General features: G+C 63.5%; 18 protein-coding genes, 1 tRNA gene and 1 pseudogene. 8 read left to right on the forward strand and 12 right to left on the reverse strand.

The genetic code is table 11. The features are described 5' to 3' along the window. Nucleotides 1-30 precede the first annotated feature (30 nt). The gene (locus NKI79_RS14640; protein WP_352802283.1) at nucleotides 31-1,518 is read right to left on the reverse strand and encodes a pyridoxal phosphate-dependent decarboxylase family protein; all 1,488 of its coding nucleotides are present in this window, start codon (nucleotides 1,516-1,518) and stop codon (nucleotides 31-33) included. A 25-nt stretch (nucleotides 1,519-1,543) separates the two neighbouring features. After that, nucleotides 1,544-2,629, reverse strand: a complete 1,086-nt coding sequence (locus NKI79_RS14645) for a PLP-dependent cysteine synthase family protein (RefSeq protein WP_352802284.1) — start codon at nucleotides 2,627-2,629, stop codon at nucleotides 1,544-1,546. Nucleotides 2,630-2,875: 246 nt separating this feature from the next. Between NKI79_RS14645 and NKI79_RS14650 the strand changes: the two genes are divergently transcribed. The 6 genes and pseudogenes from NKI79_RS14650 to NKI79_RS14675 form a co-directional block, all read left to right on the forward strand. Further along, a complete protein-coding gene (locus NKI79_RS14650; RefSeq protein ID WP_352802377.1) occupies nucleotides 2,876-4,873 on the forward strand; it encodes a transcriptional regulator in 1,998 nt (665 codons plus the stop codon). Between the two features lie 824 nt (nucleotides 4,874-5,697). Continuing rightward, complete coding sequence (locus tag NKI79_RS14655; RefSeq protein WP_352802286.1) at nucleotides 5,698-6,048, forward strand: hypothetical protein; 351 nt, start codon at nucleotides 5,698-5,700, stop codon at nucleotides 6,046-6,048. 101 nt (nucleotides 6,049-6,149) lie between these two features. Then, nucleotides 6,150-6,515: a hypothetical protein gene (locus NKI79_RS14660; RefSeq protein WP_352802288.1), complete on the forward strand. Its 366-nt coding sequence runs from the start codon at nucleotides 6,150-6,152 to the stop codon at nucleotides 6,513-6,515. Next, nucleotides 6,512-6,748: a hypothetical protein gene (locus NKI79_RS14665; RefSeq protein ID WP_352802289.1), complete on the forward strand. Its 237-nt coding sequence runs from the start codon at nucleotides 6,512-6,514 to the stop codon at nucleotides 6,746-6,748. Before NKI79_RS14660 ends, NKI79_RS14665 begins: the two co-directional genes overlap by 4 nt. Beyond that, on the forward strand, nucleotides 6,745-7,152 hold the full coding sequence (locus NKI79_RS14670; RefSeq protein WP_352802290.1) for a lysozyme inhibitor LprI family protein: 408 nt from the start codon (nucleotides 6,745-6,747) through the stop codon (nucleotides 7,150-7,152). Before NKI79_RS14665 ends, NKI79_RS14670 begins: the two co-directional genes overlap by 4 nt. Before the next feature lie 70 nt (nucleotides 7,153-7,222). Continuing rightward, nucleotides 7,223-7,483: pseudogene (locus tag NKI79_RS14675) on the forward strand (DUF4087 domain-containing protein); the annotation flags it as partial. 110 nt (nucleotides 7,484-7,593) lie between these two features. Here NKI79_RS14675 and NKI79_RS14680 read toward each other — a convergent pair. From NKI79_RS14680 to NKI79_RS14720, 9 genes are all read right to left on the reverse strand, one after another. Continuing rightward, nucleotides 7,594-7,678 (reverse strand) — tRNA-Leu (locus tag NKI79_RS14680). Nucleotides 7,679-7,751: 73 nt separating this feature from the next. Then, entirely contained in the window at nucleotides 7,752-8,372 is a 621-nt protein-coding gene (locus NKI79_RS14685) for a 2,3-bisphosphoglycerate-dependent phosphoglycerate mutase (RefSeq protein WP_254817988.1), read from the reverse strand. Between the two features lie 58 nt (nucleotides 8,373-8,430). Beyond that, a complete protein-coding gene (gene dapB / locus NKI79_RS14690) occupies nucleotides 8,431-9,255 on the reverse strand; it encodes a 4-hydroxy-tetrahydrodipicolinate reductase (protein ID WP_352477091.1) in 825 nt (274 codons plus the stop codon). Nucleotides 9,256-9,275: 20 nt separating this feature from the next. Then, nucleotides 9,276-11,135, reverse strand: a complete 1,860-nt coding sequence (locus NKI79_RS14695; RefSeq protein ID WP_254817989.1) for an ABC transporter ATP-binding protein — start codon at nucleotides 11,133-11,135, stop codon at nucleotides 9,276-9,278. Between the two features lie 119 nt (nucleotides 11,136-11,254). Beyond that, nucleotides 11,255-12,280: a glucokinase gene (locus NKI79_RS14700; protein WP_352476847.1), complete on the reverse strand. Its 1,026-nt coding sequence runs from the start codon at nucleotides 12,278-12,280 to the stop codon at nucleotides 11,255-11,257. Nucleotides 12,281-12,401: 121 nt separating this feature from the next. Continuing rightward, nucleotides 12,402-13,487 (reverse strand): penicillin-insensitive murein endopeptidase, encoded by a 1,086-nt coding sequence (mepA, locus tag NKI79_RS14705; protein ID WP_352477090.1) that lies wholly within the window; start codon nucleotides 13,485-13,487, stop codon nucleotides 12,402-12,404. Nucleotides 13,488-13,552: 65 nt separating this feature from the next. Next, nucleotides 13,553-14,461 (reverse strand): SDR family oxidoreductase, encoded by a 909-nt coding sequence (locus NKI79_RS14710; RefSeq protein WP_352802293.1) that lies wholly within the window; start codon nucleotides 14,459-14,461, stop codon nucleotides 13,553-13,555. Further along, nucleotides 14,458-15,618: a tRNA epoxyqueuosine(34) reductase QueG gene (gene queG / locus NKI79_RS14715; RefSeq protein ID WP_352802295.1), complete on the reverse strand. Its 1,161-nt coding sequence runs from the start codon at nucleotides 15,616-15,618 to the stop codon at nucleotides 14,458-14,460. Before queG ends, NKI79_RS14710 begins: the two co-directional genes overlap by 4 nt. Further along, nucleotides 15,599-16,291 (reverse strand): glutathione S-transferase family protein, encoded by a 693-nt coding sequence (locus tag NKI79_RS14720; protein ID WP_254817994.1) that lies wholly within the window; start codon nucleotides 16,289-16,291, stop codon nucleotides 15,599-15,601. The genes queG and NKI79_RS14720 overlap by 20 nt, the downstream gene beginning before the upstream one ends. A 161-nt stretch (nucleotides 16,292-16,452) precedes the next feature. Between NKI79_RS14720 and NKI79_RS14725 the strand changes: the two genes are divergently transcribed. Continuing rightward, on the forward strand, nucleotides 16,453-17,259 hold the full coding sequence (locus NKI79_RS14725; protein ID WP_352802297.1) for an undecaprenyl-diphosphate phosphatase: 807 nt from the start codon (nucleotides 16,453-16,455) through the stop codon (nucleotides 17,257-17,259). 94 nt (nucleotides 17,260-17,353) lie between these two features. Continuing rightward, a complete protein-coding gene (locus tag NKI79_RS14730) occupies nucleotides 17,354-18,604 on the forward strand; it encodes a flavin-containing monooxygenase (RefSeq protein WP_352802298.1) in 1,251 nt (416 codons plus the stop codon). 138 nt (nucleotides 18,605-18,742) lie between these two features. Here the strand turns inward: NKI79_RS14730 and NKI79_RS14735 are convergent, their stop codons facing one another. Then, a complete protein-coding gene (locus NKI79_RS14735; RefSeq protein WP_023678971.1) occupies nucleotides 18,743-18,979 on the reverse strand; it encodes a metallothionein in 237 nt (78 codons plus the stop codon). Between the last annotated feature and the right edge of the window lie 72 nt (nucleotides 18,980-19,051).

Genomic DNA, 19,051 nt, shown 5'->3' on the forward strand with positions numbered 1-19,051 from the left:
GGCCGGCGCGCAAGGCAGCGGAAGCCAGCGTCACCCGGCGGTGCCCGCCCTTGAAATCTCCCGCCCGAGGCGCATCGTTTCCCGGACCAGCAGGTCCAGATCGTCACGCCGGGTACGGTGGTTGTTGATCGCCACCCTGAGGCAATGCTGGCCATGCACCGTCGTGTCGGAAATGGCGGCGATGCCTTCCTCCTGCAGCCTCAGCATGATCTCGGTATTGAGCGCTTTCAGGCGCTCAGCGTCCAGCCCATCGGCGCGATAGCGAAAGCAGACGATGTTGATGTTCACCGGCGCCACCAGTTCGAGCGCCGGTTCGGCCGCGATCAGCGCACCGAGATAATGCCCTTGCGCGATGTTCTGGTCGATCAGCCGGCCGAACTTTTCGATGCCATGTTCTCTCAGAGCCATCCACACCTTCAGCGCCCGGAAGCCGCGTGAGGTCTGCAAGCCGTAGTCGTGCAGCCATTGGCCGGAGGCCAGGCCGCGCGGCGTCGATTCCAGATATTCCGGCGTCACCGCGAACGTGCGGCGATGCGCGGAGTCATCCCGGATCAGCGCGCAGCCGACCTCGAAGGGCGCGTGCAGCCATTTATGCGGATCGAGCGCGATTGAGTGGGCGTGCTCGATGCCGGCAACGCGATGCGAATTGTCCGCCGCAATCGCAAGCAAGGCGCCGATGCAGCCATCGACGTGAAACCACAGATCCTCTTTTGCCGCCAGGTCAGCCAGCGCTTGCAGATCGTCGATTGCGCCGGTGTTCACCGTGCCGGCCGTACCGATTACGCAGGCCGGCTTGAAACCGGCGTCACGGTCCTCGGCGATCGCCGCCCGCAACGCAGCGATGTCGATCCGCAGCCCGGCATCGCTCGGGATGCGGCGCAGCGCCCGGTTGCCGAGGCCGAGCGCCTCCATCGCCTTGCGATGACAGGAGTGAAGCTGGTCGGAGCCGTAGAAACGCAGTGGCTTATCGATGCCGGCAACGCCGTGCTCGCGTATGTCGATGCCGGCCTTGGCGTTGCGCGCCACGGTCAGACCGATGATGTTGGCCATCGAGCCGCCGCTGACCAGCGTGCCGCTGGCCGATTGCGGAAAGCCCATCATTTCCTTGCACCAGTCGACGACCTGGTTGTCCATCAGCGCGGCGGCATGGTTGCCGCCGCCGAGGTTGGAGCCCTGGATCGCCGCCAGGAAATCGCCGAGCGCGCCGGTGAAATTGCTCGAGCCCATATACCAGGACCAGAAGCGCGGATGGATGTTGCCCATCGGATAGGGCATCAAGCTCCTGGTGACGTCGCCATAGATTTCTACCAGCGGCGCCGGCGAACGCGGCAGCGGCGATGCGAAGAAGGTCCTCACATCGACCGGCATCTCCTGCCACACCGGACGCTCTCTGACATCGCGCAGGTAAGCGACGGCATCGTCGACGATCCGATGCGACAGGACCTGCACATCGGCCCAGTTCGAGGGGTCAAGCGTTTCCTCGGTGGCCGTGACGGCCAATCCAGGCTTCGTGTCCATGCGGGCCGCTCCCGATGTGCCGCCGTCACGCCGGAAATTGGCAGCCGGGCGTCGACTGCGAAAGCGCGGTCTCCTCGGCGTCCATCTCCGCTTCGATGCCGTCGAACAGCGGCGTGGTCATGTAACGCTCACCGGTGTCGGGAAGCATGCACAGGATCACCGAGCCGGGCACCGCCTTTTCCGCGATCTGCCGCGCCACCGCGAAGGTCGCGCCACCGGAGATGCCGGTGAAAATCCCTTCCTTCTGCGCCAGCGCCTTGGCCCATTTCATGCCCTCGGGCCCGGCAATCGGCACCACCTCGTCATAGAGGCTTGCGTCGATCGCCTCCTGCAGCACGTCCGGAATGAAGTCGGGCGTCCAGCCCTGGATCGGATGCGGCTCGAACGCTGGATGGCTGGCGGCAGGCGCGCCGCCGGCGCCGCGCTGCTGCGGCTTGCCGCTGCCGATAAGCTGCGCATTGGCCGGTTCGGCGAGCACGATCCGGGTCTCCGGCCGTTCGCGGCGCAGCACGCGTCCGACGCCGGCGACGGTGCCGCCCGTGCCATAGCCGGTGACGAAACAGTCGAGCCGCGAGCCGGCGAAATCGTTGATGATCTCGCGCGCCGTCGTCGCTTCGTGAATGGCGGCATTGGCCTTGGTCTCGAACTGGCGGGCAAGGAACCAGCCATTGGCCTCGGCGAGCTCCACCGCCTTCGTGTACATGCCAAAACCCTTCTGGGCGCGCGGCGTCAGTACCACCTTGGCGCCCAGCATGCGCATCAGCTTGCGGCGTTCGATGGAAAAACTGTCAGCCATCGTCACCACCAGCGGATAGCCCTTCTGGGCGCAGACCATGGCAAGGCCGATGCCGGTGTTGCCGCTGGTCGCCTCGATGACGGTCTGGCCCGGCTTCAAGGCGCCGCTGCGCTCGCCCTCCTCGATGATGTTGAGCGCCAGCCTGTCCTTTACCGAGGCGGCGGGATTGAAGAACTCGGCCTTCACATAGATCGTGGCATGGTCCGGTCCGAGATTATTGATGCGGATCACCGGCGTATCGCCGACCGTGTCGAGAATGCTGTCGAACAGACGGCCGCGCCCGGCGGTGGTTCTGATTTTCTGTTGATGCAACATGTCGATCTCCTCGCGTTGTCGTTGTCTCTTGTCGTCACGGGCCGGTTACAGACCGGTGGCTTGGGCGGCGAGGTTTCGAGACCTTGCCGCGCTACATTTGCACCCGGCAATGCCAGCATCCGGCGCGGGAATTCGCTGCCGGATGCACCGTGTCACGTTTGGTGATAAAACAAAGGCCGACTGGCCAGCGTGGGAGCAGGCGTGGAAACTTACGTGGAATCCGCCCGATCGAGCCTCGGCGGCGAGATGGCCGGTCTTTCCGTGCGTCTGCTCGGACCGCTGACGATCGTACGCAACGGCATCATTATCCAGCTCCCAAAATCGCGCAAGCTGCGTGCGCTGCTCGCCTATCTGGCGCTGGCGCCGCATCCGGTCGGCCGCAGCCGCCTCTGCGAGCTTTTGTGGGATGTGCCGAACGACCCGCGCGGCGAGCTTCGCTGGTGCCTGAGCAAGCTTAGAGGCATCCTCGATGAACCGCACCATCGCAGGGTCGAGACACCAGGCGACACGATCGCGCTTGATCTGAAAGGTGCTTCCGTCGACGCTGTCGACATAGCCTCGACCGCCGCCAAGGGCGTTGAGACGCTCGGTCTGGAGCGGCTGCAGGCTCTTTCCGGAATGTTCGCCGGCGATTTTCTCGATGGGTTGGAGATCGACCGCAGCCCGCATTTCAACGGTTGGCTGGTCGCCCAGCGCCGCCGCTTCAGCTCTTGGCACGCCGCAATCCTGGAACACCTCGTCAACAAGCTTCCGGCGGATGCCGACGAAATGTCCTCGCATCTGGACAAATGGCTGGAACTCGCTCCGTTCGACGGGCGCGCGCATATGGCTCTTCTGAAAAGGCTGGCGCAGCGCGGCCAGTTTGGCGCGGGCGAGGAACATCTCGCTTCCGCGGCGCGGCTGTTTGCTTCAGAGGATCTGGATTTCGGAGCCGTTCGTGAGGCATGGCGCACGATTCGCAGCGAACGACCTGCAGCAACGCTCTGGGCGCGACCTTCAGTCGTGCCGGCGGCCCCTCACGCGTCAATTGTGCCTCCCCGTTCCGATACTGCTGCATCGCAGAAGGCTTCGCTCGCCGTGATGCCGTTTGCCGAAGAGGCGGCTGTCGGCGGCCCGCGCGGTGGATTGGCCGACGGCCTCACCCACGACATCATCACCCGCCTGGCCAAGCTCAGGGACTTTTTCGTCATCGCGCGCGGCTCGGTGTTTGCGCTCGCCGAAAAAAACATTGCGCCGGAGGACGCCGGCCGCCGGCTCAACGTCGACTATGTCGCCACCGGCACGGTACGCTGCCAGGCAGCCCGCGTCGTGGTCAGCGTGGAACTTGTCGAGGTGCGCACGGCCAGGATCGTCTGGGCCGAGACGTTCGAGCGCAGACCGGACGACATCTTTACCGTGCTCGACGACATCGGCAACAGCATCGTCTCGTCGATCTCGGCCGAGATCGAAACCGTCGAGCGCAACCGCGCCATGCTGAAGGCGCCCAATTCGCTGAACGCCTGGGAAGCCTACCATCGCGGGCTCTGGCACATGTATCGCTTCACCCGCACGGAAAACGAGCAGGCCCGGCATTTCTTCGACACGGCCTTGAAGCTCGATCCGACCTTCGCCCGCGCCTATGCCGGCCTCTCCTTCACCCATTGGCAAAATGCCTTCCAGCGTTGGGGCGACCGCGACCAGGAAAGCGCCCTGGCCTTCGAGGCAGCCGGCCAGAGCCTGCTCGTCGACGATCACAATCCAGCCGCTCACTGGGCCATGGGGCGGGCGCTGTGGCTGCGCGGCGAACAGGACGGCTCCCTCATCGAGCTCGAACGCGCCGTAGACCTCAGCCCGAATTTCGCGCTCGGCCACTATGCGCTGTCGTTCGTCCATTCGCAGTCCGGCGACCCGCAGGCCGCGATCGGCTCGTCCGACCATTCCAGGCATCTGAGTCCCTTCGATCCGCTGCTGTTCGGCATGTTGGGCGCCAGGGCGATGTCGCATGTCCGGCTTGGCCAGTTCGATGAAGCCGCCGAATGGGCGCTGAAAGCAGCCGCCCGTCCCAACGCCCATGCCATCATCCTGGCGATTGCCGCGCATTGCCTTGCGCTGGCGGGGCGGCTGAGCGAGGCACGAAGTTTCGCCGCTGCGCTGCGCAAGATGCTGCCGAACTACTGCGCCGACGATTTCATCGGCACCTTTCGCTTCGAGCCGGACGCCGAGGCGCTGTTCCGGCAAGGCGCCAAGCGGATCGGGCTGGGGTGAGACAAGGCGTGGTTCGTCCGGCTCTCTAAACCGCTCATCGCGGCTGGCGCCACGAAACATCGTCATGTCCGCAGCCAAGGCGCATCGTCAGGCTGACCTTGAGAATGTTTGCCGTCGCTTGGCCCGACGGCCAGTACGAAAAGTCGGCAAAGGGGCGGCGTTTCTTTTGGCCCTCGCAACGGGTTGGGCTGGGTTCGAAAAAAAATACCATGATAGATCGCGATTAGGGCGATCTTATAAGAAACGGTCTCGTCGCGTTTTTTTCGTAGAGCAGGCGAAAAGTCACAACGCTATGGAGTATACTTGTATCAATGAGAAACAAAGCTAATGGAATGTTCCGTAATCTTGCGGCAGATGCATGTTTCAGCGTCTGCTAAGATAACCGGTGCTGATTCCGAAATATTAAGCATCTGCCAAATTCAATCCTGCGATATTGGGATTTGTCCTTGTCACAGGCGGACTCGGATGCAATTTCTTGGAAGCACAACCGCGTCAGCGGATTGTTGAAACATGCTTGGGCGGACGGGGCACTAAGCATGGAGAGGAATATTGACATTCGCTAATGCGGCGGCCCCCGCCGGGAGCGTTCCCTCCGACGTTAGAGATTGCGGCAACCATCGGCTAAGTCGTCGAATGCGTCGCCGACAGCCTGGCTCTCGTTCGATGGCCGGCGAAGCTTTGCCCTCCTCCGATTGGCGCCAGACTCCGCGGCAAAGGCGGGGATCGCCGCCTGCAACGGTCTTCCGACATCGACGATGTCCGCCAGCCAGTCGGAGGAATGAACCATGAAATTCGTAATCTGTGCGGCCTTGGCCACTGCTGTGATGGCGATCGCCGGTTGTACCACCGACGATTACGATGATTGTCGCGGAAAGGGCTGCCTGGTTGATCCGTCCCACAAAGGCGGCCGAAAGATTGATGACCGGCCGCAGTTCGACAGGAACGGCAATCCCAACTTCGATACCAGGGGCCGTTACATCGGCTGCCATGGGCTCGGATGTAAAGTCGACGATCCTGATGACGGGGATCAAAGCATCGACGACAGACCGCAGTACGACAAGGAGGGCAATCCGAACTTCGATACGCAAGGCAACTACCAAGGCTGCCGCGGCATCGGCTGCGAGGTCGATACACCGGACGATGACAATTCGTCGGGCGATGACGATTCCGAATAAGGGACTCCGGGGCGAAAAAGAGGAAGCCAATTATGTCTGAATTCAGCGGCCTAGTCCGGCGACATGCCAAAATCGTTATGGTTGGCCTCACGGGGCTGGGAATGACGCTGACATCCGCTTTCGCTGCGGGTAGCGCCTGCGACGGCATAAAGGTCGAAGCGACGACGGCGCGCAAGCAGGAATATGCATCTCTCGTCGCCTCGGCGTTGAACAACAAGGTCAAGCCCGCTCGGGTGAAGTTCATCACGATCATGGAGAACGGCAACTGGAGCGCCGCTTACGTCTCCACGCCGGTGAGCGACGACGGTGTGATGTTCTTCCAGACGGTCGATGGAAAAAAGCAGTTCCGCGACGTCTGGGGCGGCTATGCCGAGCCGTCGGAAAAACCTGAACTGGTATCCTGGGCGAAGAAGCTCGGAGCGCCGCAAGATCTGGCAAAGTGTTTTGCCGAGCAAGTTACGGAATGATGGTGATCGGTGGAGATTTGCCGCCGACGCCGTTGGCGCATGAGGAGAACAACTATTCCGGCGTGACGGAAGTCGCGTCACGGTCTCCGAAGGAGACAAAGCTGATCCAACGAAAACCAGATAATCAGGCCATGGGCACGGCTGACCGTGGCAATGACGGACAGCTGAAGAGAACATGGGGCGGGGCTGAGCAACTTAAGAGCTTGACTGCAACCGGAAAGGGAAATCGATGAAAACCGCAATACTGATTGCTGCCGTGGTTCCGGCCATGCCGACTTTCGCCTTCGCCAAGGACAAGTGCGCCGATGCCAAGGATCAGGCCACCATGAACCAGTGCTTCGGTGCCGAGTTTCAGAAATCCGACAAGAAGCTCAATGAGCTTTACAAGCAGATCGAAGCTCGCCTGAAGGACGATGCGGATACCAAGAAGCTGCTTGTTCAGGCACAGCGCGATTGGGGCAAGTTTCGCGACGCGGAGTGCAGTTTCCAGACCGCGGGAGCGGCCGGAGGAAGCATGATGCCAATGCTCATCGCGCAGTGCATGGACGGCCTTACGCAATCCCGTGCCAAAGATTTCGAAGGCTATCTGAAATGCCGGGAGGGCGACATGAGTTGCCCTGTTCCGGCCGCGAACTGACACACGCCACAGCTGATCTGATCACGATGACGCCGGCGACGAGCGTGGCGTCGCCGCCGGGTATGAAAGGATGCGAGGCGCGCAAGGGCAGTGCGGACAATTTGCTCAACGGCGATTTCATCGACGGTCCACTGTGCGATGTCCAAAGGGAGCCTGTGGCGGCATCGACAATGTGCCGGCCTTTGACAAGCGGCAATTCGTCGAGACCAATGTGCCCGGTTCGGGCCATGGCTACGGATGTGCGTGCATGACCGTCGAGACCAACGCCAAACGGCAAAAGACCACCAGAGCAATCTCGGGCGAAATCCTTCCGCTGATGCGCTGTCGCAACGACAGATCGCTGCCTAGCCCGGGCCGACAATTATTGGATACAAAAAAGCCCGGCAAAACCGGGCTTTTCTTGGGGTTTCTGAACCCTATCAAAAGTTCGAAACAGGAATTTGGTGCCCAGAAGAGGACTCGAACCTCCACTCCTTGCGGAACACGGACCTGAACCGTGCGCGTCTACCAATTCCGCCATCTGGGCTGGTGCGCGCTCATTAAGCGGGCGAGGGATGAGTGTCAACGCGCTTTTTTGAAAGCCGCGTTCCTTCTTCGCCTCAGCCTTCCAGCACTTCCTTCGATGCCACCGTCGAATCGGCGTTGAGCGTGTATATGACCGGCACGCCGGTGCCGAGCTCGAGCTTGACGATCTCCTCGCCCGATTTGCCGTCCAGCGCCATGATCAGGGCGCGCAGCGAATTGCCGTGCGCCGCCACCAGCACCGTGCCGCCGCGCAGCACATGCGGCTGCAGATCGTGCAGGTAATAGGGCCAGACGCGCGCGCCGGTGTCTTTCAGGCTTTCACCGCCGGGCGGCGCCACGTCGTAGGAGCGGCGCCATATATGCACCTGCTCCTCGCCCCATTTCTTGCGCGCATCATCCTTGTTGAGGCCAGAGAGATCGCCATAGTCGCGCTCGTTCAGCGCCTGGTCGCGGATGGTCTCGAGCTCGCTCTGGCCAACGGCGTCGAGAATATGCTGGCAGGTCTTCTGCGCCCGGATCAGCGACGACGTGAAGGCGATGTCGAATTTCATGCCGCGCGCCCTGAGCTTGGCGCCGGCCGCCTTGGCCTCGGCATGGCCCAGTTCGGTCAGGTCGACGTCGCGCCAGCCGGTAAACAGGTTCTTCAGGTTCCATTCGCTCTGGCCGTGGCGCACGAGCACGAGAGTTCTCGACATATTTGCTCCTTCAAATTTTGTGAATCGGCTAATCTTGTGGATCAGCCAAGTCTGTGGATCAGCTTGTCAGGCCGAGCACGTCCCGCATCGAATAGAGGCCCGGCTTGCGGCCGCGCGCCCACAGGGCTGCCTTGACCGCGCCGCGGGCAAAGATTGCCCGGTCTTCGGCGTGGTGGGCGAGCGTGATGCGCTCGCCGGTACCGGCCAGCACCACACTGTGATCGCCGACCACCGAGCCGCCACGCAAGCTGGCGAAACCAATCGAGCCGCTCTTGCGCACGCCGGTATGGCCGTCGCGCACGCGAACATCGTTGCCGGCAAGTGCTACCCCGCGCCCGGCAGCGGCGGCTTCGCCGAGCAGCAGCGCCGTGCCCGACGGCGCATCGACCTTGTGCCGGTGGTGCATTTCCAGGATCTCGATGTCGAAATCGTCGGCGTCGAGCGCGCGCGCCGCCTGCTCAACCAGCACTGCCAGCAGATTGACGCCGAGGCTCATATTGCCTGACTTGACGATCGTCGCGTGCCGTGCCGCCGCCGCGATCCTGGCATTGTCTTCGGCCGAGCAGCCGGTTGTGCCGATGATATGGGCGATGCGCGCCTGCGCGGCGTAGCCGGCGAATTCGACGGTCGCCGCCGGCGTGGTGAAATCGAGCACGCCGTCGGCCTTGGCGAAGGCCGGCAGCGGATCGTCGCCGATTGCCACCTCGAGCCTGCCGACGCCGGCCAGCTCGCCGGCATCCTTGCCGATATGGGGCGAGCCGGCCCGCTCGATGGCGCCGGCGACGCGGGCACCCGGTATCGTGTGGATGGCGCGGATCAGCGCCTGGCCCATGCGGCCGGCCGCGCCCACCACCACCAGGCCCATTTCCCCCGTTTCATTGATGTTGACGGTCGGTGTGTCGCTCATGCATGTCTCCCGGCCGCCTGTTTCGCGTGACCATTTTGCGCCGCAGTCTGGATTGGCTTGGCGTCATCGACAAGCCCCAGCCCTTTCCTGCCCTGCACCCGGTGGAACCGCGCATAGACGCTGTGCGGGTCGGCCATCAACGAGGCATGCGTGCCCTGTTCGACCAGCCGGCCCTGCTCCAGCACGATGATATGGTCGGCATTGACCACCGTCGACAGCCGGTGCGCGATGACGATGGTGGTGCGCCCTTCCATGACATGGGTCAGCGCCTCCTGGACGCGGGCCTCGGCCTCGTTGTCGAGCGCCGAGGTGGCTTCATCGAGCAGCAGAATCGGCGCCTGCCGAACGATGGCGCGTGCAATCGATACACGCTGGCGCTGGCCGCCCGACAGCGTCACGCCGTTCTCGCCGACCGGTGTGTCGTAGCCTTGCGGCTGCTGGCGGATGAAATCGTCGGCCGCGGCCTGTTGCGCGGCGCGTTCAATCTCGGCGTCGGTGGCGCTCAGACGTCCGTAGCGGATGTTGTCGCGGATGGTGCCTTCGAACAGATAGGGCTGCTGCGAAACATAAGCGATCGAGCCGCGCAGCGAATGCTTGGTGACCTTTGAAATGTCCTGACCGTCGATTTCGATGCTGCCCGACTCGACGTCGTAGAAGCGCTGCAGCAGCGCAACCAGCGTCGTCTTGCCGGCGCCCGAGGCGCCGACGATGGCGGTCACCTTGCCGGCGGCGGCGACAAAGCTCAAATCCTGCAGGACCGGCGCTTCTTCGACATAGCGAAAGGACACGTTGTTGAAGCGCACTTCGCCAGAGGTGAATTTCGCCTCGGCGGCTCCCGGCACGTCACCCTGCTGCGGCTCGAGGTCGAGAAGCTCATAGATCATGCGCGCATTGACCAGCGACTTTTCCATGCCGACCTGCATGCGCGCCAGCCGCCTGGCGGGGTCATAGGCAAGCAGCAGGGCGGTGATGAAGGCAAACACCGCGCCCGGCGGCTGGCCGCCGACGGTCGCCCGGTAGCCGGAATAGGCGATGACGCCGGCGACGGCGAAGCCGGCCAGCATTTCGGAGATCGGCGTCAGCCGTTCCGAGACGCGGGCGATCTTGTTTGCCCGCTGCTCGGCGCCCGCGACGAGGCCGCCGATGCGGCGCGACAGCTCGTCTTCCAGGGTGAAGGCCTTGACGATGGCGATGCCTTGCGTTGCTTCCTGCATGGCGCCGATCAGCCGCGAGTTGATCTGCACCGATTCACGGGTGATGCGACGCACCCGGCGCATCAGATAGGTGACACTGTAGATCAAAGGCGGGCCGATCAGCAGCGACATCGCGGAGAGCATCGGGTCCTGCCAGATCATGACGCCGACCAGCGCGACAAGCGATACCGCATCGCGCGCCAGCGATGTCAGCGTCATCGACAGGAGATCGCGGATGCCGTTGACGTTCTCGTTGATCTGCGCGGCGAGCCGGCCCGAGCGGGTGTCGTTGAAGAAGCCGACGCCGAGCTTCATCAGGTGGTCGAAGATGCGGCGTTGATAGCGCGCCACCAGATTGTTGCCGATTTTGGCCAGCGTCACCGCCTGGCCGTAGCTGGCCAGCCCGCGCAGCATGAAGGCGGCCAGGATCGAGACGCTGATCAGCGCGATAAGATCGCCGCGCCGTTGGTAGAAGATCTGATCGATGACATCCTTCATGATCCAGGCTGTGAAGGCGGTCGTCGCCGCGATCGTCACCAGGCACAGCACGGCAAGAGCATAGTACCAGCGATAATCGCGGCTGTTCTCGGCGATGATGCGGCGGATAACAGCCACGATCTCGCTGGGACGGACTTTCCCTTTGGTTGGTGCTGGAAGTGTCACGTTTGAGCGCTTTGTGGTTTCGGTTCGGCCGGGCTGCAATTCGGCAACCTCTTAACGCCCCAATGGCGGCTTGCCTATGGCCGGGGACGGCGAAACTTCGTCGCGGCGCAGCTTGTGTCCTAAACCCGCCAGCGTCGCCCCGCCGTCTGCACGCCGAACAGCGACGGATTTCTGGCATAGGCGGCCAGCCCTAAAAGCGCTGCCAGCGGATGGGTGATGACGTAGACCGGCATGCTGCGCATCAAGGCGCTGTGCGGCGCCTTGTCCTCGAAGGCAGCGCGGAAACTGCCGGTCCGCAGCGCCGGCAGGATTTTTTGCGCGATGCCGCCGGTGAGGAAAACACCGCTGCGGCTCATGAACACCAGAGCGAGGTCGCCGGCGGTGCGCCCCAGACAGGTGACGAAGATCGACAGCGCCTCTTCGGCCACCGGATCGTTCTTTGCCAGCGCCGCGGCGGTGATCTCGGCGGGCGTGGTGAAGGGCGACGGCTTGCCGTCCGCTTTGGCCACCGCCCGGTAGGCGTTTACCAGGCCGCGTCCTGACAGGATCTGTTCGCCGGAGATGCGACCCTCGAGCTTCTCGATATGCGGAAACACCTCGAAATCACGCGGCGAGCGCGGCCCGATATCCATATGGCCGCCCTCGCCGGGCACCGGTATCCAGTGATGCAGCGCATAAACCAGCCCGGCGACACCGAGCCCGGTTCCCGGGCCGAGCACCACCCGCCCGGAATTCGGTTCCGGCTCGTCGCCGCCGATCTTTTCCATGTGCTCTTCGCCGAGCGCGACGACAGCCAGCGCCTGCGCCTCGAAGTCGTTGAGCACCACGACGTCGCCGAGACCGAGACTGGCGAACATCTGTCTCGGCTTGACGATCCATGGGCAATTGGTGAGGGGGATCTCGTCGCTCTCGACAGGGCCGGCCACCGCCAGCACAGCTGAATTCGGCCGGACCGACGAGCGGTCGAGCACGGCCGACTGGATCGCCTCGTCGATCGTATTGAAGTTGGCGGTTTGGACGATGGTTGGCTCGCCGGGCTCGGAATTCGCATCAAGTACGATCGAGAAGCGCGCATTGGTGCCGCCTATGTCGCCGATCAGGATCGGAAATCGCAACAGAGTGTCGTCGTCGCTTACGCCTGGCATGCTCTCGTCCGTTCCCGACGCGTATCGCCGTTCTCTCGTTGACTAGCGCATGACCGCAAAAAGGGAAATCGGTTTTCGAAGTGGAGATGCACGGATACAGACAGCGAACACGCTGCCCGCATCAGTGCCCCGGTCGTGGCCGCGGCAGCGGAATGCCGAACTCGGGCGTCGCCATAAAGGCGTTCGCCGAGGCTGGAAGCGCTGCCGCGCCGGCTGCGAGCGTCGGCGGCGGCGAAGGCTCTGCCGCGGGAGCGGGTGCGGCCGCAACCGGCACGCCGTCGCCATAGTAGGTGACTGCTTCCGCCGAGGGCGGAGCCGGCGCGTCGAGCACGAACTGGCATTGCCTGGGCAGGTTCGCCATCGTCATCACGTCGCGTGCCTTCGGCTTATCCGGGTTCTTGTTGGGGCGCCACGGCTCCTCGGTGAACCACCAGGCCAGCGCCTGGTCGCAGCCATCGCCCGGCGCCGTCGCTTCCTGCGCCTTGCAGTCGGGTGACCCAGGCTGGCAGCCGATGCGAATGTGGAAGTGGTAGTCGTGGCCCCAGAACGGCCTGACCTTGCGCAACCAGCTACGGTCGCCTTTGACCGTGTCGCAGAGCTTCTTCTTGATCCCGGGATTGACCAGGATGCGCTCGACTTCGGGATAGCTCGCGGCGCGCCTCAACAGCCGCGTATGCATCGGCGTCCACAGCCCGTCCTTCACCAGATGGGTCTTTTCGTCGACCATCAAGGTAGCGCTGATGTTTTCGCGCTCTTCGGCCGAGAGCTTGCGGTCGGGCATCGGCGTCAGCCAAATGTCGGCGTCGAGGCCGATCTGGTGCGAGGCATGGCCGGTCAGCATCGGACCGCCGCGCGGTTGCGAGATGTCGCCGATCAACAGGCCCGGCCAGCCGTCGGCAGCGGCATCGCGCGACAGCTTCTCGATCAGCGCGATCATTGCCGGATGGCCCCAGCGGCGGTTGCGCGACGGTCGCATCACCTCCCAGTGCCGGCCATCCAGGGGCAGGGCGACGCCGCCGGAAAAACAGCCTTTGGAATAGAAGCCGATCGATTGCGCTGCTGCGAGTGCCGGCAGCTTTTTGGCGCCGAACAGGTCCTTTGCCCGTTGCTCGGCGCTCCCTGGCTGCGTTGCAAGCGCCGCCAAGCTGGCGACGGCCAGTGCTGCCGTCAGCGGCAGCGTTTTGCCGGGCAAGGCTCGCTTCAACATTTTCCCCAAGCTGGACCCCTCCGCGATTTGAACCGCATCATACCATAGCCCGCGCAACGTATCGATCAGGACCGTTTCATCGGGCTGCGCGCCTCACCGTCGCGCCAGTCGCCGCTCGCCCACATGGCATCGAGCGCCGAGCGATAGTCGGGAAAGCGAAAGCCATAACCGGCCGCCTTGATTGCCGCGTTGGCGACACGCTTGTTCTCGCCATAGAAAGACCGCGCCATGGGCGAAAGTTGGGCGGTCTCGAACGGAATTTCGGGCGGCGGCTCGATGCCTATCAATTGGGCGGCATAGGCGACGACGTCCTGCGGCGGCGCCGGCAGGTCGTCGGTGATGTTGAAGATGCCGCCGCGATTGCCTTCGGCCAGATGCCAGAGCGCGCCGGCAATGTCGTCGCAATGGATGCGGTTGAACACCTGGCCCGGCTTGACCAACCGCCGGGCGGTGCCGTTTTCCAGATTGACCATTGCGTTGCGGCCTGGCCCATAAATGCCGGAAAGTCGCAGGATCGCCACCGGCCGGCCGATGTCGTGGCCCAGTTTCAGCCAACCCTGCTCGGCGGCAACCCTCATTGCTGATCGCTTCGATACTGGCCGGCATTCGGCGGCCTCGTCCACCCAATTGCCGCCATGGTCGCCATAGACGCCGACGGTGGAGAGATAGGCGATCCATCCGAGCTCCGGCATGTTGGCCGCGATCTCCTCACGGGCCGCGCCCAGCACCGGGTCGCCGGCCTCGTCCGGCGCGACCGAGACGACGAGATGGGTTGTCTTCCCAAGGGCATCGCCGATTTCGGAGGTCAGCGTGCCATCGAAACGCAGCGGCACGATACCGGCTTGCCGCAGCGCCGCGAATTTTTCCAGCGACCGTGTTGTACCGAAGATCGTTGTGTCGGCATCCCTGTTGGCGCGGGCGAAGGCCTTGCCCGAATAACCGGCGCCGAAGATGAAAATCTGCTTTTTTGTCATGTATGCGCCTCGATCGGCTTTGGCAGGGGCAGAAGCCATTCGCCTCTCACCGCCTCGTCATCTTCTGCCTGCAAAGCGGCTGCGGCACGTTCGGCAAACTCCCGACCCGGCACCAGCCGCGACAGCGCCCATACCGCGGCTCCGCGAACCAGGGGCGAGGCGTCGTCGAGCAGCGCGCGAACGGCGCCGGCCAGCGACAAGTCCTGGGAATTGCCAGCCGCTATCAGCACGTTGCGGATAAAACGGTCGCGGCCGATGCGCTTGATCGGCGAGCCCGAAAAGAGCGTTCGGAAGGCAGTGTCGTCGAGACGCAGCAGCTCGGCGATCGGCGGTTCGCGCAAGTCCGCGCGGGCGGCAAGCTTTGCCTCCGAAGCGGCTTGGGCGAACTTGTTCCACGGGCAGGCGGCCAGGCAGTCGTCGCAGCCATAGATGCGATTGCCGATCTTTTCCCGGAACTCATGCGGGATCGGTCCTTTGTTCTCGATGGTGAGGTATGAAATGCAGCGCCGCGCATCGAGCCGGTAAGGCGCCGGAAAGGCATCGGTCGGGCAGGCGTCGAGGCAGGCCCGGCAGGAGCCGCAATGATCGTTCTCAGGCGCGTCCGGCACCAGCTCGGCCGTCGTGAAGATGGTGCCGAGGAACAGCCACGAGCCATGCGCGCGGCTAACCAGGTTGGTGTGCTTGCCTTGCCAGCCGAGGCCGGCCGCCTCGGCCAGCGGCTTTTCCATCACCGGTGCGGTGTCGACAAACACTTTCACGTTACCGCCGGCGCGCGCCACTATCTTGCCGGCGATCTCCTTCAGCCGGCCTTTCATCACGTCATGATAGTCGCGGTTCTGCGCATAGGCCGAGATCGCGCCGCGGTCGCGCTTCGCCAGCACCTCGCGTGGGTCGTGGTCGGGGCCGTAATTCATCGCCAGCACGATGATCGAGCGGACCTCTGGCCAAAGCGTCCTCGGTTTGCCTCGCCGCTCGAGCGTTTCGGCAATCCAGCCCATCGAGCCGTGAAAGCCGTCGGTAACGAATTCGGCCAGCCGCTCTGGTGCCTGCGGGATCGCATCGGGCGTGGTGACGGCAACGGCGTCGAAGCCGGCGTTCCGCGCCTCGCGGTCGATGAGCGCGCGCAGCTTTGCCGTATCAGAAATCGAGATCCGCATAATGTGACACCGGCGACAGGCCGCGCACCCGGTCGGACAGAAGCGGCCGGAACGAAGGCCGTGATTTCACCCTTGTATACCATTCGCGCGCGGCGCTGTGTTCGCGCCAGTCGATCTCGCCGAGATAGTCGAGCACCGACAGTGCCGCCGCCGCCGCGAGATCGGCATAGGTGACCTTGTTGCCGGCCAGCCAATGACGGGTGCCGGCCAGCCAGTTGGTGTATTTCATATGCTGGCGGATATTGGCGCGGGCGGCGCGGATCGCCGCCGAATCGGGCGACCCGCCGCCTGCCGTTTCCGGCATGACCGGCTTCAGGACGCGCTCGCGCACCAGATGCCGGGTAACCTCGCTTTCCGCCTTGTTGAGGTACCAGTCGGTCAGCCGGCGGATTTCGGCGCGCTCCATCGGATCCTCGGCGAACAGCCGCTTGTCGCGCTTGAGTACGCCGCGCGTCTCGTCGAGATATTCGGCGATGACCATCGCGCCGACGATCGGCACGTCGCCCTCGGCAAGCAGGATCGGCAGCGTGCCGGCCGGGTTCAGTGCCAGGAACTCCTTGCGCCGCGTCCACGGCTTTTCTTCGATCAGCGCCAGTTCCTCGGCATACTCGCCAAAGGCGAGGCGGACGAAGCGGCAGCTGGCGAACATCGGATGGTGGAAAAGCGTCAGCATGGTCCCGCGATAATAGAGCGCACTGGCAAATCGCCGGCTGCGCCGGTAAGTCTTGGCCGCCCGATTCAGGGGCTGTCAGGGTGCTGCGACCTATAGGGGGAGTTCCGCGCCGTGACAAGCAAACCGTTTTCTCAAGCCCGCCCTCCAACGCCGAGGTTGCCATGGAAAGCCAAACCGTAGTCGAAGCGCTGCTGCTCGGCATGCTCGAGGGCCTGACCGAGTTTATTCCGGTGTCTTCGACCGGTCATATCCTGCTCGCCGGCCATTTCCTCGGCTTTCATTCGACCGGCAAGGCCTTCGAGATCCTGATCCAGCTCGGCGCCATATTGGCGATCCTCAGCGTCTATTTCCGCCGTCTCTGGAAGATGCTGCTCGAGCTGCCCTACGATCGGCTGACGCGGCATTTCGTCCTTGGCATTCTCATCGCATTCCTGCCGGCGGCCATTATCGGCGCACTGGCGCATGACTTCATCAAGACGGTGCTGTTCGAATCGCCGCGGCTAATCTGCATCATGCTGATCATCGGCGGTGTCATCCTACTGCTGGTCGATCGCATGACGCCGAAGCCGTATTACCACGATGTCGAGCGGTTTCCGACCAGGCTTTATCTGCAGATCGGGCTGTTCCAGTGCTTGTCGCTAATCCCCGGCACGTCGCGTTCGGGCTCGACCATCGTCGGCGCGCTGCTGCTCGGCGTCGACAAGCGGGCGGCGGCGGAATTCTCCTTCTTTCTTGCCATCCCGACGATGGTCGGCGCCTTCGCCTTCGACCTGTTCAAGAACCGCAATGTGCTGAGCAGCGCCGACTTGCCCATCATCGCAGTCGGCTTCGTTGCCGCCTTCGTCACCGCGCTAATCGTCGTGCGCTTCCTGCTCGACTACGTCTCGCGCCATGGCTACGCGCTGTTCGGCTGGTGGCGGCTGGTCGTCGGCATCGTCGGGTTGATGGGGCTGGCAATCTGGGGGTGAGCCGGCGCGGATAGCGCAATCCCAGCCGGAACTCTATTCTTGCCCGAAGCCGAGCCATACGATCTTGTGGACGTATGGTTGGCAGGGGGAATGCGTGAGCGAAGTTCTTGACGCCCTCGTTATTGGCGCCGGTCCGGCGGGACTCGGCGTCAGCTACTTCTTGACACGGCAGGGCCGCGACCACCGCGTGCTTGATCGAGGCCGGATTGGCGAAACGTGGCGAACGCAGCGATGGAACTCGTTTCGACTGAACTCGCCGACCATCCGCTCCATCTTACCCGGTGATTCCTACGACGGCCCCGAGCCCTGGGGCGCGATAACCCACCATGAGTTCGTCGCATACCTCGAAGGCTATGCCGAGCGGCACCGCTTGCCGGTAAGCACCCAAACTCCGGTGCAAGAGCTGACGAGAGACGATGGGATCTTTCGCATCACCACGGCGGACGGGGCATTTCTGGCGCGCAATGTGGTGATCGCCACCGGCGACCAGAATCGGCAGGTCCGGCCAGCAGGGTCGGCGGATTTGCCAACCGCAATTCGCCAAGTCGATTCCTCGGCTTATCGCAACCCGGCCGAGTTCGAGAGTGGCGCGGTGCTGGTGGTCGGCAGCGGCCAGTCGGGCGGCCAGATCGCCGAGGATCTGGCGTTGGCAGGACGTGTGGTCTTTTTGGCGACCAGCCGCAACGGCCGTTGGGTGCGGCGCTACCGCGGGGGCAACATACTCAAATGGCTGACGCTGTCCGGTTTTCTCGACGTTCCGCGCAAGGAACTCGTCCTCCCCTCCGGCAAGCTGCAGGCCCGCGCGCTGGTCGGCGCGACTCACACGATCAGCCTGCAATCGCTGAGCGCGCAGGGCGTGGTGCTGCTCGGCCGCTTCAGGGGTGTGGAGAACGGCAACCTCGTCTTCGGCGACGAGCTCGACGACCATATGCGATTTGCCGACAAAGTCTCCGCGAATGCCAAGCGCCTGGTTGACGAGTACATCGAGCGCGCCGGCCTCGATGCGCAACTGGCCGAGGATGATCCGGCCGAGACGATTGAACCGCGCTTGCCCGATCCTCCGATCCGCTCCCTCGACTGGACGGCGAGCGGCATCAGATCAGTGATCTGGTGCACGGGCTTCACCGGCGATTTCTCATGGGTTCGGCTTCCCGGCGCGCTCGATGCAGCCGGCCAGCCCGTCCACGAGGATGGCGTCGGCGCTGTTCCAGGTCTGTTTTTCGCCGGCCTCGATTTCGGATCGACGCGGAAGTCGGGCACCATACCGGCCATTCCAGAGGAGGCGGCCGCCATCGTGGAGCGACTTGTCCAAGCGCGAGCCGACTTGCCACGGAACGGCGTCTAAACCAGCCGTCGAACGCGGGTTCTTGAACTGCAAGAACATGACAGCTCTGGCGCGATCAAGACGACGCACGCTGCCTAGCGGACCGAGCCGGCACAGTCGTTCGGAATGGTCGACCTGGAGACGCCAAAAGGAGGTGCGTCAAGGCGCACGATCGGTCAGCGCGCTCGCGCCTTCTTCCGCGGCGCAATGTGCGCAGCAGTAGATGATGTCATCCTGTTCGACGCCATGTCCGATGATCCGGCATCCGCAATGCGGACACGTCGGAGCAAGTTTCTGGACCGCGCATTCGAAGCTGTCGAATGTGTAGGTCTCCTCGGCCATCGTCACGTTGAAAGCCTTGTCGTAGTCATTCCCGCATTGATCGCATCTGGCCATGGTTCTTTTCCTTCTTTCACTGGCTCCAAGCTCGACCAACCTGCCGCGCGGCGATAGGTTCCCGCCAGGATC

Source organism: Mesorhizobium sp. M0340 (genome assembly GCF_040321535.1).
In the GTDB taxonomy this organism is placed as follows: Bacteria; Pseudomonadota; Alphaproteobacteria; order Rhizobiales; family Rhizobiaceae; genus Mesorhizobium.

What these genes read in the sequence shown, in the direction of transcription:
- NKI79_RS14665 (WP_352802289.1), top strand. Translation starts at nt 6,512, where the DNA reads ATGATGGTGATCGGTGGAGATTTGCCGCCGACGCCGTTGGCGCATGAG.
- NKI79_RS14720 (WP_254817994.1), bottom strand. Translation starts at nt 16,291, where the DNA reads ATGCTGACGCTTTTCCACCATCCGATGTTCGCCAGCTGCCGCTTCGTC.
- NKI79_RS14645 (WP_352802284.1), bottom strand. Translation starts at nt 2,629, where the DNA reads ATGTTGCATCAACAGAAAATCAGAACCACCGCCGGGCGCGGCCGTCTG.
- mepA (WP_352477090.1), bottom strand. Translation starts at nt 13,487, where the DNA reads ATGTTGAAGCGAGCCTTGCCCGGCAAAACGCTGCCGCTGACGGCAGCA.
- NKI79_RS14735 (WP_023678971.1), bottom strand. Translation starts at nt 18,979, where the DNA reads ATGGCCAGATGCGATCAATGCGGGAATGACTACGACAAGGCTTTCAAC.
- queG (WP_352802295.1), bottom strand. Translation starts at nt 15,618, where the DNA reads ATGCGGATCTCGATTTCTGATACGGCAAAGCTGCGCGCGCTCATCGAC.
- NKI79_RS14660 (WP_352802288.1), top strand. Translation starts at nt 6,150, where the DNA reads ATGACGCTGACATCCGCTTTCGCTGCGGGTAGCGCCTGCGACGGCATA.
- NKI79_RS14670 (WP_352802290.1), top strand. Translation starts at nt 6,745, where the DNA reads ATGAAAACCGCAATACTGATTGCTGCCGTGGTTCCGGCCATGCCGACT.
- NKI79_RS14725 (WP_352802297.1), top strand. Translation starts at nt 16,453, where the DNA reads ATGGAAAGCCAAACCGTAGTCGAAGCGCTGCTGCTCGGCATGCTCGAG.
- NKI79_RS14700 (WP_352476847.1), bottom strand. Translation starts at nt 12,280, where the DNA reads ATGCCAGGCGTAAGCGACGACGACACTCTGTTGCGATTTCCGATCCTG.
- NKI79_RS14685 (WP_254817988.1), bottom strand. Translation starts at nt 8,372, where the DNA reads ATGTCGAGAACTCTCGTGCTCGTGCGCCACGGCCAGAGCGAATGGAAC.
- NKI79_RS14655 (WP_352802286.1), top strand. Translation starts at nt 5,698, where the DNA reads ATGGCGATCGCCGGTTGTACCACCGACGATTACGATGATTGTCGCGGA.
- NKI79_RS14710 (WP_352802293.1), bottom strand. Translation starts at nt 14,461, where the DNA reads ATGACAAAAAAGCAGATTTTCATCTTCGGCGCCGGTTATTCGGGCAAG.
- NKI79_RS14640 (WP_352802283.1), bottom strand. Translation starts at nt 1,518, where the DNA reads ATGGACACGAAGCCTGGATTGGCCGTCACGGCCACCGAGGAAACGCTT.
- NKI79_RS14650 (WP_352802377.1), top strand. Translation starts at nt 2,876, where the DNA reads ATGGCCGGTCTTTCCGTGCGTCTGCTCGGACCGCTGACGATCGTACGC.